Annotated in this window: 14 protein-coding genes; 10 read left to right on the top strand and 4 right to left on the bottom strand. The window is 62.0% G+C overall.

The genetic code is table 11. The annotated features are described in order from the left end of the window. Positions 1–23 precede the first annotated feature (23 nt). Positions 24–858 (top strand): IS5 family transposase gene (locus tag MET49242_RS24015; protein WP_144259518.1). Its coding sequence is split into 2 segments (ribosomal slippage): positions 24–412 and positions 411–858, totalling 837 coding nucleotides; the frame shifts between segments, so codons are not numbered across the junction. A 429-nt stretch (positions 859–1,287) separates the two neighbouring features. Here the strand turns inward: MET49242_RS24015 and MET49242_RS24010 are convergent. Both MET49242_RS24010 and MET49242_RS24005 read right to left on the bottom strand, forming a co-directional pair. Beyond that, positions 1,288–1,770, bottom strand: coding sequence for a glycosyltransferase (locus tag MET49242_RS24010; RefSeq protein WP_256378613.1), 483 nt, complete (start codon positions 1,768–1,770; stop codon positions 1,288–1,290). A 7-nt stretch (positions 1,771–1,777) separates the two neighbouring features. Continuing rightward, positions 1,778–2,615 (bottom strand): IS5 family transposase gene (locus tag MET49242_RS24005; RefSeq protein WP_144259517.1). Its coding sequence is split into 2 segments (ribosomal slippage): positions 1,778–2,284 and positions 2,286–2,615, totalling 837 coding nucleotides; the frame shifts between segments, so codons are not numbered across the junction. A 123-nt stretch (positions 2,616–2,738) separates the two neighbouring features. Between MET49242_RS24005 and MET49242_RS08075 the strand changes: the two genes are divergently transcribed. The 4 genes from MET49242_RS08075 (at position 2,739) to MET49242_RS23265 (ending at position 6,731) form a co-directional block, all read left to right on the top strand. After that, positions 2,739–3,854, top strand: a complete 1,116-nt coding sequence (locus MET49242_RS08075) for an adenylate/guanylate cyclase domain-containing protein (RefSeq protein ID WP_051134076.1) — start codon at positions 2,739–2,741, stop codon at positions 3,852–3,854. A 231-nt stretch (positions 3,855–4,085) separates the two neighbouring features. Then, positions 4,086–4,850: a tetratricopeptide repeat protein gene (locus tag MET49242_RS08070; protein WP_036282169.1), complete on the top strand. Its 765-nt coding sequence runs from the start codon at positions 4,086–4,088 to the stop codon at positions 4,848–4,850. A gap of 106 nt (positions 4,851–4,956) precedes the next feature. Continuing rightward, positions 4,957–6,357, top strand: a complete 1,401-nt coding sequence (gene der, locus MET49242_RS08065) for a ribosome biogenesis GTPase Der (protein WP_036282166.1) — start codon at positions 4,957–4,959, stop codon at positions 6,355–6,357. A 59-nt stretch (positions 6,358–6,416) separates the two neighbouring features. Further along, positions 6,417–6,731: a PepSY domain-containing protein gene (locus MET49242_RS23265; RefSeq protein WP_051134075.1), complete on the top strand. Its 315-nt coding sequence runs from the start codon at positions 6,417–6,419 to the stop codon at positions 6,729–6,731. Between the two features lie 41 nt (positions 6,732–6,772). Here MET49242_RS23265 and MET49242_RS08055 read toward each other — a convergent pair whose 3' ends face one another. Then, entirely contained in the window at positions 6,773–7,384 is a 612-nt protein-coding gene (locus MET49242_RS08055) for a poly-gamma-glutamate hydrolase family protein (RefSeq protein ID WP_036282163.1), read from the bottom strand. A 145-nt stretch (positions 7,385–7,529) separates the two neighbouring features. On the opposite strand from MET49242_RS08055, the gene MET49242_RS08050 reads away from it, so the two are divergent. Beyond that, the gene (locus MET49242_RS08050) at positions 7,530–8,540 is read left to right on the top strand and encodes a methyltransferase (RefSeq protein ID WP_036282160.1); all 1,011 of its coding nucleotides are present in this window, start codon (positions 7,530–7,532) and stop codon (positions 8,538–8,540) included. On the opposite strand, the gene MET49242_RS08045 is transcribed toward MET49242_RS08050, so the two are convergent. Then, positions 8,533–9,105 (bottom strand): HXXEE domain-containing protein, encoded by a 573-nt coding sequence (locus MET49242_RS08045; RefSeq protein ID WP_036282157.1) that lies wholly within the window; start codon positions 9,103–9,105, stop codon positions 8,533–8,535. The genes MET49242_RS08050 and MET49242_RS08045 overlap by 8 nt on opposite strands. 207 nt (positions 9,106–9,312) lie before the next feature. On the opposite strand from MET49242_RS08045, the gene MET49242_RS08040 reads away from it, so the two are divergent. From MET49242_RS08040 to MET49242_RS08025, 4 genes are all read left to right on the top strand, one after another. Continuing rightward, positions 9,313–9,732, top strand: coding sequence for a rubrerythrin family protein (locus tag MET49242_RS08040; protein WP_036282154.1), 420 nt, complete (start codon positions 9,313–9,315; stop codon positions 9,730–9,732). 112 nt (positions 9,733–9,844) lie between these two features. Further along, a complete protein-coding gene (locus MET49242_RS08035) occupies positions 9,845–11,191 on the top strand; it encodes a heterodisulfide reductase-related iron-sulfur binding cluster (RefSeq protein ID WP_036282150.1) in 1,347 nt (448 codons plus the stop codon). A gap of 160 nt (positions 11,192–11,351) precedes the next feature. Beyond that, positions 11,352–11,942, top strand: coding sequence for a DUF3501 family protein (locus MET49242_RS08030; RefSeq protein WP_036282147.1), 591 nt, complete (start codon positions 11,352–11,354; stop codon positions 11,940–11,942). A 66-nt stretch (positions 11,943–12,008) separates the two neighbouring features. After that, positions 12,009–13,598, top strand: a complete 1,590-nt coding sequence (locus tag MET49242_RS08025; RefSeq protein WP_036282145.1) for a peptide chain release factor 3 — start codon at positions 12,009–12,011, stop codon at positions 13,596–13,598. The last annotated feature ends 72 nt before the right edge of the window (positions 13,599–13,670 follow it).

The raw sequence follows: 13,670 nt of genomic DNA, 5'->3' as shown, positions 1-13,670 counted from the left end.
GTCTGATTCGTAGGAGGCCGTCGATGTGGACGAAGGCAAACCGGGCGAAATACAATCGCGACAGGTTACGTTATCCGAGTGATGTGACGGACGAGGAGTGGGGGCATGTGGCGCCGCTTATTCCTCCGGCCAAGCGTGGCGGGCGCAAGCGTGAAGTGGACATGCGGGCGGTGTTCAACGCCATCATGTATGTGCTGAGCACGGGATGCCAATGGCGGTACATTCCCAAGGATTTTCCCCCGAAGAGCACAGTGTATCGTTATTTTTGCGATTGGGCCTGGTGCGGCGTTCTGGATCGCATGCACGACGCGCTCTACGTCATGTGTCGCGAACGAGCGGAACGAGAGGCGAGCCCCACCGCGGCGATCATCGATAGTCAGAGCGTGAAGAGCGCGGAAAAAGGGGGCGCGCATTGATCCGCATGGCTATGACGCCGGCAAAAAGATCAAAGGCAAGAAACGCCACGTACTCGTCGATACGCAAGGTTTGTTGATGGGCGCCGTCGTTCACGGCGCCGACATTCAGGACCGAGACGGCGGCGTCTTGCTGCTTTCGACGTTGCATGGGCGGTTTCCCTTTCTTGAAAAGCTGTTGGCTGACAGCGCCTATCAGGGACCGATCTTCGCCGACGCAACGGGCAAAATCCTACCGTGTCTCAAAATCGAGATTATAAAACGATCCGATCAGGCGAAGGGCTTCGTGAAATTGCCCATGCGCTGGATCGTCGAAAGATCAATCGCCTGGCTAAACCGCTGTAGAAGACTGGCCAAGGATTGGGAAAACCTCAATATCACAGCGCTCGTGTTCCTGCGTTTCGCGTCGATTCGGCTCATGCTACGAAAGCTCTGCAATTGTTGACTAACTTCTGGGACGGACTCTAAGCACGCCCGTAAACCTCAGATATGCCGCCAAACGAAAATAAATAGAAAAATGAAAGACCAGCACCCGTAAGGCCAACTAAACCGGCCAACACTGTAAGATGCGAAGCATTATAACCTAGCGAAGATGACATCTCCCGCCGTCGGGAGCCCACATAGATACCAGAAATTAAGCTCACAAATATCAATAATACAATGAACTCATATGTTATTACGTTATCTTCTGAGCCGTTGAATAAAACAAATTTATCGCTATCATTAGCTATCAAAACAAGTGGTTGGAGAACATAAACAAATGAGAATAAAGCGGAAAAAATAATCGCGGGATGTAAAGTGTCATAACTGTATCTAAAGGCGATTGACGCAGTTATGAAGCACACGAATCCGAAAAATATTATTGACTCGATCATCAGTTAATTATTACTTCTCTCAGCTTTTCCGCCACCCGCTCCCAAGATGCCATATGGCTCGTTTGCCACGACGCCAGCCTTAAGGACACGAGTAATTCACGGTCGTTCGCGAGGGTCCGGATCCAAGTTGCAATTTCCTCATCTGAGGCCTGCGGCTTTATCAGAATAGCGCCCCCCTGAGGCGCATGTTCGGGCGCGCCCCCAACGTCTGGAGCCAGCGTCGCCAATCCCAGTCTATTGTATTCCCTAAGGACGATTCCTCCTGCTTCTGCATTTGAGAGAAGACAGCCCACATCGTGAGCGCAAACGATGCGTATGAAACTATCGCCTGATTTATCCACGAATCCAAGCCAATCGACATTCAGACCAGTCCACAACGCTGGTTCAATTTCATCTTGATGCACTCCAACAACCGTCAATGAAACATCAGCGTCCTCTTTCACAATTTTCATAGCCCGTAGTAACCTAAGAGTCCGTCCCAGAAGTTAGTCAACAATTGCAGAGCTTTCGTAGCATGAGCCGAATCGACGCGAAACGCAGGAACACGAGCGCTGTGATATTGAGGTTTTCCCAATCCTTGGCCAGTCTTCTACAGCGGTTTAGCCAGGCGATTGATCTTTCGACGATCCAGCGCATGGGCAATTTCACGAAGCCCTTCGCCTGATCGGATCGTTTTATAATCTCGATTTTGAGACACGGTAGGATTTTGCCCGTTGCGTCGGCGAAGATCGGTCCCTGATAGGCGCTGTCAGCCAACAGCTTTTCAAGAAAGGGAAACCGCCCATGCAACGTCGAAAGCAGCAAGACGCCGCCGTCTCGGTCCTGAATGTCGGCGCCGTGAACGACGGCGCCCATCAACAAACCTTGCGTATCGACGAGTACGTGGCGTTTCTTGCCTTTGATCTTTTTGCCGGCGTCATAGCCATGCGGATCAATGCGCGCCCCCCTTTTTCCGTCGCTCTTCACGCTCTGACTATCGATGATCGCCGCGGTGGGGCGTCGCCTCTCGTTCCGCTCGTTCGCGACACATGACGTAGAGCGCGTCGTGCATGCGATCCAGAACGCCGCACCAGGCCCAATCGCAAAAATAACGATACACTGTGCTCTTCGGGGGAAAATCCTTGGGAATGTACCGCCATTGGCATCCCGTGCTCAGCACATACATGATGGCGTTGAACACCGCCCGCATGTCCACTTCACGCTTGCGCCCGCCACGCTTGGCCGGAGGAATAAGCGGCGCCACATGCCCCCACTCCTCGTCCGTCACATCACTCGGATAACGTAACCTGTCGCGATTGTATTTCGCCCGGTTTGCCTTCGTCCACATCGACGGCCTCCTACGAATCAGACCGCCTCCCATCCATCACAACAGATTCATTCGATTCAACATCTTTCAGGACGGACACTAACCGCCGACGCGGAAATCACGGTTCAGACCCAGCATGAGGCCATGATCGTCGCCGCGGCTCTCACCTTCTTTGCCGCCTTGCTCGGCGTATTGTTCTCCGTGCTGGTCAGTGACGGTCTGACGCGTCCGGTCCGCCAGTTGCTCGAGGGGACGCGCGCCGTCGAGATGGGCGATCTCGACAGGGTAATCCATATAACGACGCGCGACGAGATCGGTCATCTGACCGCAGCCTTCAATCGTATGGTCGAGCAGTTGCGTCTGAAGGAGCACATTCGCGCGACTTTCGGAAAATATGTCGATCCGCGCATCGTCGAAGGTCTGATCGACCAGCGGGCGCTGGCCTCCGACGGACAGCGCCGCGTCATGACGGTCTTGTTCTGCGACGTCACCGGCTTCACCAGCGCCAGCGAGAGGATGACGCCGCAGGGCCTGGTGAAAATCATGAACCGGTATTTTTCCGTGATGTCGGAGCCGGTCCGGCGCCATGGCGGCGTTATCGACAAATATATCGGCGACGCCATCATGGCCTATTGGGGGCCGCCCTTCAACGACGCGGAAGATCATGCGCGGCTCGCGAGCCTCGCCGCCATCGACATGCTGGAATGCGTCGGGCAATTGCGCGCCGAGTTTCCCGAGCTGTTGGGCGTGCGCAATGTACCGATCGCCTTCGACATACGCATTGGCGTCGCGACCGGCGAAGTGGTTGTCGGCAGCGTCGGGTCGGATCACATGATGAGCTACACCGTGCTCGGCGACGCGGTGAATCTGGCGTCGCGGCTCGAGAGCGCCAACAAGATGTATGGCTCCCGCATCCTTCTGTCCGAACGCGCCGCAGCCGGGGCCAAAGACGTTATCGAGATCCGCGAAATCGATCGCGTGGCGATGCTGGGTCAAACGCAGCCGGAAACGGTGTTCGAGGCCATGGGGCCGAAAGGCGGGCTAGGTCCCCGCCTGATGGAGCTTCGGCTGCGATACGCCGAGGGCCTCGCCGCCTATCGTGCGCAGCGTTGGGACGAGGGCCGCCGGGCGCTCGCCCGGGCGCTGGAGGCGGCGCCCGGCGACGGGCCGTCGATGACGCTGATGCGGCGCGTCGAAGATTTGGCGACGGCGCCTCCCGCCGCTGACTGGGATGGCTCATGGCGCCTTGGTCAAAAATAGCCTTGTCCGGACAAGCTACTGAAATTACTGTATAATATGACGGAAGCGACAGAAGGTCGGGCATTCGCGAGGCAGGAGGCGCGCGTCCGCTCCAGCCTCGGCCGCTCCTGCGCGGCGGAACAGGAGCGCTCCCGCCGCCCGGCGCGTGCTACTCGCCTTTCCCGCCGCCCTGTGCTAACGCCTTGCCCGGGCGCCAAGCTCCAATAGCCGTTACAAAAGGGTCGCGAGCAGATGTCGGATATTTTCCACGAGGTCGACGAGGACGTCCGTCGGGACAAGGCCGCCGATTTCTGGCGGCGTTATCAGACGCCGATTTTCGTTGTCGCTTTCCTGATTGTGGCCGCGACCGGCGCATGGAGTTACTACCAGGACAAGCGCCAGAAGACCGCCGAGGCCGCCAACGCCCGCTTCGAGGCCGCCGTGGCTTTGGCCAATGAGGGCAAGAACGCCGAGGCCGCCGCCGCCTTCGACGCGATCGCCAAGGACGGCCCGAAAGGCTACGCCGCGCTCGCCCGCATCCGCGCCGCCGAGGCTCGCCCGGACAAGACGCAGGCGCTGGCCGAGCTCAACGCCATCGGCGAGGATCCCACGGTCGACAAGCTCATGCAGGAAGTCGCGCTGCTGCGCGCCGCGCTGCTGGTTATGGAAGGCGGCGACCGCGAGAAGCTGGAGCGCGCGCTGGGTCCGCTGATGACGTCGAACGGGGCTTTCCGCTTCTCCGCTCAGGAATGGAACGGGCTCGACGCCCTTGCCAACGACGATTTCGACGAGGCGGAGCGCGTGTTCGAGCAGGTGCTCGCTGACCGTGACGCGCCTCAATCCATGCGTCAGCGCGCCTCCGCTTACAAGGGCCTGCTGCACGCCAAGCGCGGCCCCAAGAAGGCGGCCGCCTCCGGCGCCGGCGGGGCCGATGGTGGAGTCATCCCCGTGACGCCGGTAATCGAGTCGGAAAAGGGCGACGCCCCCGCCGGCTCGGCGCCAATCGAGGCCAAGTAACAGGCCACGCCTCATTCATTTCTTGCGAGCCTGAAGGCCTGCGGTCCAAGACGCCTCTGGACCACAGGCCTTCAGGCTCGCATATTTTGAAACGAAGAAAACGCAAATGTCCTTCTCGCTCGCCATCATCGGCCGGCCGAACGTCGGCAAATCGACGCTGTTCAACCGGCTGACCGGAAAGAAACTGGCGCTGGTCGACGACCGGCCGGGCGTAACGCGCGACCGCCGCGAGGGCGAGGCGCGGCTTGCCGATCTGCGTTTCACCATCATCGACACGGCCGGGCTGGAGGAGGGCGCGAGCGCTACGCTCGAAGGCCGCATGCGCGCCCAGACCGAGAACGCGATCCTCTCCGCCGACGCGATCCTCTTCGTCATCGACGCGCGCGTCGGCGTGACGCCGGAGGACAAATATTTCGCCGATCTCGTGCGCCGCGCCGGCAAGCCGGTGATCCTCATCGCCAACAAGGCGGAAGGGAAGGCGGGCGAGGCTGGCGCGCTCGAAGGCTTCGCGCTCGGCCTCGGCGATCCGGTCCCGCTTTCCGCCGAGCACGGCGAGGGCATGAGCAATCTCTACGACGCGCTGCGCGAGGCTCTGCCCGAAGAGACCGCCGAGCCAGAGGAAGAAGAAGCCGACAAAGAAGAAAACCTCTACGACGACGAGGAGGACGGCAGCGACCTCGACGTCACCAAGCCGCTGCGCATCGCGGTGGTCGGACGGCCGAACGCGGGCAAATCCACGCTGATCAATCGAATTCTCGGAGAGGATCGGCTTCTCACCGGCCCCGAGGCCGGCATCACGCGCGATTCCATTGGCGTTGATTTCGTCTGGCGCGACCGCAAGATGAAGCTCTTCGACACGGCCGGCCTGCGCAAGCGCGCCAAGGTCGTCGACAAGCTGGAGAAGCTGTCCGCAGCCGACGCGCTACGCGCCGTGCGTTTCTCGGAAGTCGTGGTCCTGCTGATCGATTCCACGATCCCGTTCGAGAAGCAGGATCTCACCATCGCCGATCTCGCCGCGCGCGAGGGCCGCGCCTTCGTCATCGCCCTTGGCAAATGGGACCTGATCGAGGATCGGGGGGCGAAGCTTTCCCTGCTGCGAGAGGAGGCCGAGCGCCTGTTGCCGCAGGTTCGCGGCTGTCCGGTCGTGCCCGTGTCGGGCGCCACGGGGCAGGGGCTCGACAGACTCATGGAGGCGATCGTCGCGACGCATGCCGTGTGGAACAGGCGCATCGCCACGGCGAAACTGAACCGATGGCTCCTCTCCGCGGTGGAGGAATCTCCTCCGCCGGCGGTCTCTGGACGCCGCATCAAGATACGCTACATGACTCAAGCTAAGTCGCGTCCGCCTCATTTCGTGATCTTCGGCAATCAACTGGAGGAACTGCCCACGAGTTACGAGCGGTTCCTCATCAACGGCCTGCGCAAGACCTTTGACTTGCCGGGCGTGCCAATCCGCATTTCGAGAAAGGCGGGCGACAACCCATATGCGGGAAAGAAAAAGAGTTAGGGATTTTGCGTCGACGCCGCATCGTCGGGCGCCAATAATCGGTCGAGGAAAGAAGAGTCATGATCAATCGCTCATTTTCGCATAGTCTTAAAGCGCTCGCTCTTTGCATCGGCCTCACGGCCGGCGCCGCATCCGCCGACGACCTCTTCGACATTCTGCCGTCGACGAATGACAGCGCGATCCTGCCGATGGAGACGATTCTCGCCCGGGCGCATGAAGCGGCGCCGGGAACTGTGACCGAGATCGAACTGGAGCGGAAGCGGGGCCGCTGGGTCTATGAGGTCGAGGTTCTGTCCCCGAATGGACGGAAGACCGAGCTGCTGATCGACGCCCGCACCGGGCAAATTCTCTCACAGAAAATCGAGCGCAGATAGTTGTGGCGGGCGCGGCGCGCGTTGCGCCGCGCCGGCTACTATCAACGGACGCCTGCCAGTTCGTCGCTCAACGCAGCGCGCACGGCGTCGGCGAAGGCGTGACGATGCGCTGCGTCGGCCGCGAATTTGATCCGAAGGGCCTTCGGCATTTCGATTTGCACGCCTTCGCGGCGACGGCCCCGGTTGCAGATGTTGGCCGGGTCGCGGCCCGCGAGGCGGTGGCCCTCGCCGACCGTCTTGGCGCGGAAGCCGCTTTGCAGCAGCGCATCGCAGATCGCGTCCCGCAATGTTTCATGCAGTCCGCCAACCCAGACCGACGCCTCGTCCTCACCATTCTTGCGGCCATGCACGCCGATGGCGACGTCTGACGCCTCGATCAGTCTCAAGGCTCGCGGCTCGTCGAAACGCGTGGACGTAATATGGAGGCCGTCGCCCCTGGCCCGCATCGTCAGGCTTTCGAAGCAATAGAGCGAGAAACGATCCGCGGCGATCGCCGCCGCTACTTCCGACGTTCCCGGCTCGATCAATCCGCCATGCGGCGCGACGACCACGACCGGCGACGATCGCGCGGCGACATGGATGCGGTAATGCACGCCCTCTATTTCGCGCGCCGCAAGCGACTGAAAACTCTCGTAGCGGTCAGCCAAGCGCACTGTCTCCCGGTCGTTCGCTCATTGACAAATTAAGCGGCGACGCTTGCATCTTCAAAGGTAAACGGCGAACAGCCAATCCCGTAACAGGCGGCGTTCAATATTCCCCGTCAAGCGCAGTGACGACGTTTTCAGCAGGAGTATCCCCATGACGTTGAAGCCCTCTCCCGAGAAGCTGCTCGCTCTCGGCATGTCCTTCTGGAACGCCAAGACGCTGCTCTCGGCGGTGGAGCTCGGCGTCTTCGACGCGCTTGCCGACGGCCCCGCCGATCTCTCGACGCTGACAAAAAAGCTCGGCCTCCACGAGCGTTCGGCGCGCGATTTCCTCGACGCGCTCGTGGCGATGAAGATGCTGGACCGAGAGAGCGGGCAATATCGCAACACGCCGGAAACGGATTTCTTCCTCGTGCGCGGGAGGCCGAGCTATGTCGGCGGCCTGCTCGAGATGGCCAATGCGCGCCTTTATTCAAGCTGGGGCAATCTGACGGAGGCGTTGAAAACCGGCCAGCGACAGAGCGAGAACAAGGAGGAGGGCGATCTCTTCGGGGCGCTTTACGCGGACCCCGACCGTCTGCGCGGCTTCCTTGCGGCGATGAGCGGCGTCAGCGCCGGGGCGGCCCGCGCGATTGCCGAGAAATTCCCGTGGTCGGACTACAAGACTTTCATCGACGTCGGCGCCGCGCAGGGCATGGTTCCCGTCACCGTCGCGCGCGCCCATGCGCATCTCTCGGGCGGCGGTTTCGATCTGCCTGCGGTCGGTCCGATCTTCAATGACTTCGTCGCGGCGAATGGCCTTGCCGACCGGCTGCGATTCCATCCGGGCGATTTCTTCAACGACGCGCTCCCCGCCGCCGATGTCATCATCATGGGCCACATCCTGCACGACTGGGATCTGGCGCAGAAGCGCATGCTGCTGAAAAAGGCCCATGACGCGCTGCCCGACGGCGGCGCGCTGATCGTTTATGAAGCGATCATCGACGACGACCGCCGCCAAAACGCCTTCGGCCTTCTGATGAGCCTCAATATGTTGATCGAAACCGCCGGCGGCTTCGATTTCACGGGAGCGGATTGCGAAAGCTGGATGAAGGAGGCGGGCTTCGCGAAAACCCGTGTCGAGCATCTCGTCGGTCCCGACTCGATGGTCATCGGCTTCAAGTAGCGGCGAGCGCCGCCCGGCGGCGCAGGGCATAGGCGATGATGGCGGCGTGAATGGAGATGGCGACGCCGAGGCCCGTCGCCTGCCACGCCAAGCCGCCGGCGCCGAGGGCGTCGAATCGCATTATGCTGTAGGCACCGAGGGGAATAAACAGGACCAGCGCCGTCGCGAGGCCGGGATTGTAACCGCGGAAGGCGATGGCGTGGACGGCGTGCACGACGGCGTTGACCACCGCCAGATAGACCGCGATCAGCCCAAAGCCGGGATTGACATTGGCCGACAAATAGCAGGCCGCGACGATCACGCCCCACACGCCGAAAATATTGATGATGAAAACGGCCGCAGGCTTAAGGACCTCGCGGCCGCCGCCGATCGTCCGGTTGAAGAACAGCCGGAAGCGGTCCGCGTCATGTTCTTCATACTGATGCACAATATAGATCGGCAGGAAGAGAAAGGTCAGCCGGAGCGGCTCCGACCAGTGCTCGGCGAGAAGCGGATAAAGCGCAAGTAGCGCGAGTCCGGCGAGAAAGCCGCCGTAGACCCAGTTGTGGACAAGCCGGTCGAACATGCTCTTCCCCCGAAATTGCCAAGACATAGCCTGCTCGCCGGGGGCGTCAAACCCGCCGGTCCCGCGTGCGGCGTCCCCTGCGGCGAAATCTACCGGCGGATTGTCGGATTTTGGTTGGACGCCGCCTAGTTTTGAATTATTCTAATTCTCGCCTCGCCGGTAAGCGCAGAGAGCGATTCCGGCGACGTGACTTTTCTGGAGGCAACAATGGCTACGCTCAAGGGCAGCAAGACCGAAGCGAATCTCAAGGCGGCTTTCGCCGGCGAATCGCAGGCCAATCGCCGCTATCTTTATTTCGCTCAGAAGGCCGACGTTGAGGGCTACAACGACGTCGCCGCCGTGTTCCGCTCCACCGCGGAAGGCGAGACCGGCCACGCCCACGGCCATCTCGAGTTCCTCGAGGGCGTTGGCGACCCCGCCACGGGCCTGCCGATCGGCAAGACCGCCGACAACCTCAAGGCCGCCGTCGCCGGTGAGACCCACGAATACACCGACATGTATCCCGGCATGGCGCGTTCTGCCCGCGAAGAGGGCTTTGACGAGATCGCCGACTGGTTCGAGACGCTGGCCAAGGCCGAGCGTTCGCACGCCGGCCGCTTCCAGCGCGCGCTCGACGAGCTGAAGTAACCGACCTTCGTCATTGCGAGGGAGGCGGGGTGATCGGGACTTATGACGGAGCCCTTCGACCGCCACCGCTTCGCCTCGCAATGACGGCTGACGCCCGCCAGGCAGGAACATCATGAGAGAAGGCAGTCTCGAGGCCCCGACCCGGCATCCGCTGGATTGGGAAAACCCTGATTTTTACGACGAGGCGAAGCTCGACGCCGAAATGCGGCGCGTTCTCGACATCTGTCACGGGTGCCGCCGCTGCTTCAATCTCTGCGATTCGTTTCCGCGTCTTTTCGATCTCGTCGACGAGTCAAAAAGCGGCGAACTCGATACGGTGGCGAGCGCGGACTTCAAACAGGTCGTGGACGCCTGCACGCTGTGCGACATGTGCTTCATGACGAAGTGCCCCTACGTCCCGCCGCATGAATTCAATCTCGACTTCCCGCATCTGATGCTGCGCTATCGCGCCGTCGAGGCGAAAAAGCACGGGATCGGCGCCGCCGATCGCGCGCTGGCCGAGACCGACCGTAACGGCAAATGGGCGACGCTGATCGCCGGCGCCGCCAACTGGGCGACGCGTCGTGAGAACACGACCATGCGCGGGCTGGAGGAGAAAATCGCCGGCCTGGACCGCAACGCCGAACTGCCGAAATACGCCAGCCATACGCTGGAGGCCAAAGCCGCCGCCAATCCGCCCGCGCGCAACGAGAGCGGGCCGGCGAAGGCCCGCAAGGTCGTGCTCTACGCCACCTGTTACGGCGACTACAACGACACCTCGATCGGCATGGCGGCGTTGCACGTCCTCGCGAAGAACGGCGTCGAGACCAAGGTCGTCCACCCGCATTGTTGCGGCATGCCGAAGCTCGAACAGGGTCTGATCGGCGAGGTCGCCGACGCCGCGCGCAAGGTCGCCGCCGCTTTCGCGCCCTACATCGACGAGGGTTACGACATTGTCGCGCCGGTGCCGTCCTGCGCGCTGATGCTGAAATTCGAGTGGCCGCTCATCCTGCCCAATGACGAGAGCGTGAAGAAGCTCTCCAAGGCGACTTTCGACCTTTCGGAATATATCGTCGACATCGCCAGGAAAGAGGGCCTTGCCGAAGGCATGACTCCCGTCGAGGGCGGCGTCGCCTTCCACGTGTCCTGCCATTCCCGCGCGCAGAACATCGGCCAGAAAGGCGCGGAGCTGCTCAATCTCATTCCGCAGGCGGATGTCGCGGTGGTCGAGCGTTGCTCGGGTCACGGCGGCGCCTGGGGATACAAGAAGGGCAATTTCGAAGTCGCCATGAAAGTCGGCAAGCCCGCCGCGCGCCAGCTGAACACCGCCGGAAAGAAACATGTCGTCTCGGAATGTCCGCTCGCCGGCATACATATCGAGCAGGGGATCGGCGCGCTCGGCGGCGACGCGCCGAAGCCGGAGCGTATCTCGCACCCGATCGTGCTGATGGCGCGGGCCTATGGGGTCGGGAGCGAGTAACCCGGCGGGATTGGCTTTCCTCGTCCTGAGTAGGCCGCGCGGCCGTCTCGAAGGACGAGGAAAAACGGATCGCAGATGTGGCCTCGCCCCCGTGCTTCGAGACGCGGCGATAGATCGCCACGCCTCAGCATTAGGGCTCAGGTTCAGGAGCACCAACAAGATGACGAATCGTCACGAACTCACACCATCCGACATCCTGCCTTGGGCGGAATACGCGAAAGACCGCGCGGAGCATCGCCGCCGCATAACCGCAATCAAGCGGAATCGTCGCGTCGAGGTCGGGACCTTCGTGACCTTCTATTTCGAGAGTTTCGACACGATGTGGCTGCAGGTGCAGGAGATGCTGCACATAGAGAAGGGCGGGCCCGCGCAGATCGCCGACGAACTCGCGGCCTATAATCCGCTCATCCCCAAGGGGCGCGAGCTCGTGGCGACCTTCATGATCGAGATCGACGACCCGCTGCGCCGCGCCCGCGTGCTTTCCGGCCTCGGCGGCGTCGAGGAAACCGCCTTCATCGAGGTCGGCGGCGAGCGCGTCGCCGCGAGGGCTGAAGAAGATCAGGACCGCACCACCGCCGAGGGCAAGGCCAGCTCCGTGCAATTCGTGCATTTCCCCTTCACGGACGCGCAGGTCGCGGCCTTCCGCGAGCCAAATACAAGGGTGATCCTCGGCCTGACGCACCCGAATTACAGCCATATGGCCGTGCTGTCCGAGGCGACCCGGGCGGCGCTGGCGGAGGATTTTGCGTAAATCGTTGCAGGCGGGGGCGCTAGCCGTTAAGCCGGGCGCCTGACCATTTCGCCTGAACCGAGCACAATGACCAACCCCATCACCCGCGACCCCGTTTCGCGGCGCCGCACTTTTGCGATCATCTCGCACCCCGACGCCGGCAAGACCACGCTCACCGAGAAGCTGCTGCTCTTCGGCGGCGCTATCCAGCTCGCCGGCGCGGTGAAGGCGAAGCGCAACGCCCAGCAGACGCGCTCGGACTGGATGAACATCGAGCGCGAGCGCGGCATTTCGGTCGTCACCTCGGTGATGACGTTCGAATACGCCGACTGCGTCTTCAACCTGCTCGACACGCCGGGCCACGAAGACTTCTCGGAAGACACCTATCGCACGCTCTCCGCCGTCGACGCGGCGGTGATGGTGATCGACGCCGCGAAGGGCATCGAGGCGCGCACGCGAAAGCTCTTCGAGGTCTGCCGCCTGCGCGACATCCCGATCGTCACCTTCATCAACAAGCTCGATCGCGAAGGCCGCGATCCGTTCGAGCTTCTCGACGAAATCGAGAAGACGCTGGCGCTCGACGCGACGCCGATCACATGGCCCATCGGCGGCGGCAAGAGTTTCGCAGGCACCTACCGCTTCGCGACGAAGACGATCCGGAAGATCGACAAGGACGACGAACTCACGCAGACGAGCGGCCTCGACGACCCGATCTTCGCCTCGCTGCTGCCCCCCGGCGCCGCCGACGCCTGGCGCGAGGAGGCGATGCTGGCGGCGGAGGGCTCGAAGCCCTTCGATCTCGCCGCCTTCCGCGAGGGGCATCTCACGCCCGTCTTCTTCGGCAGCGCGCTGCGCAATTTCGGCGTGCGCGACCTCATCGACGCCATGGCCGAATATGCGCCGAGCCCGCGCGCGCAGGAGGCGGATAAGCGCGTGGTGGAAGCGAAAGAGCCAAAGATGACCGGCTTCGTCTTCAAGATTCAGGCGAACATGGACCCCAACCACCGCGACCGCATCGCCTTCATGCGCGTGTGCTCGGGCAGGCTCACGCGCGGCATGAAGGCGAAGCTGATCCGCACGGGCAAGAACATCCCGATCAACGCGCCGCAGTTTTTCTTCGCGCGCGACCGCTCCATCGCGGACGAAGCCTTTGCTGGCGACGTCGTCGGCCTGCCGAACCACGGCCAATTGCGCATCGGCGACACGCTCACCGAGGGCGAGGACATTGTCTTCCGCGGCGTGCCGAGCTTCGCGCCGGAAATCCTGCGCCGCATTCTCATTTCGGACGCGATGAAGGCCAAGAAATTGCGCGAAGCCCTGCAGCAATTGGCGGAGGAGGGCGTCGTGCAGGTCTTCACCCCGCATGACGGCTCGGGCTCCATCGTCGGCGTCGTCGGCGCGCTGCAGCTCGACGTTTTGGCGACGCGGCTCGAAGCCGAATATGGGCTGCAGACGCGCTACGAGCAGTCCCGCTTCACGATCTGCCGCTGGATCACCTCGGACGACCCCGCGAAGCTGAAGAGCTTTGTCGACTCGAACGGCTCCAGCATCGCCGACGATCTCGACGGCGCGCCGGTGTTCATGAGCTCGTCGGCGTTCCAGCTCAACTATGACGCCGAGCGCAATCCGGCGATAAAATTCTCGGATGTAAAGGACTATCAGAAGAAGGCGGCATGATCGTCGGAGCGCGGCACATGCAGGCGGACGCGGCGAGCGCGCCGCCGATGGCGAAAAACGGCGCCTCGGTCG

The sequence above is a fragment of the Methylocystis sp. ATCC 49242 genome (assembly GCF_000188155.2).
Classification (GTDB): Bacteria; Pseudomonadota; Alphaproteobacteria; order Rhizobiales; family Beijerinckiaceae; genus Methylocystis.
Note: the sequence above shows the minus strand (reverse complement) of the source record. Positions and strands in the feature narration are given on the sequence as shown.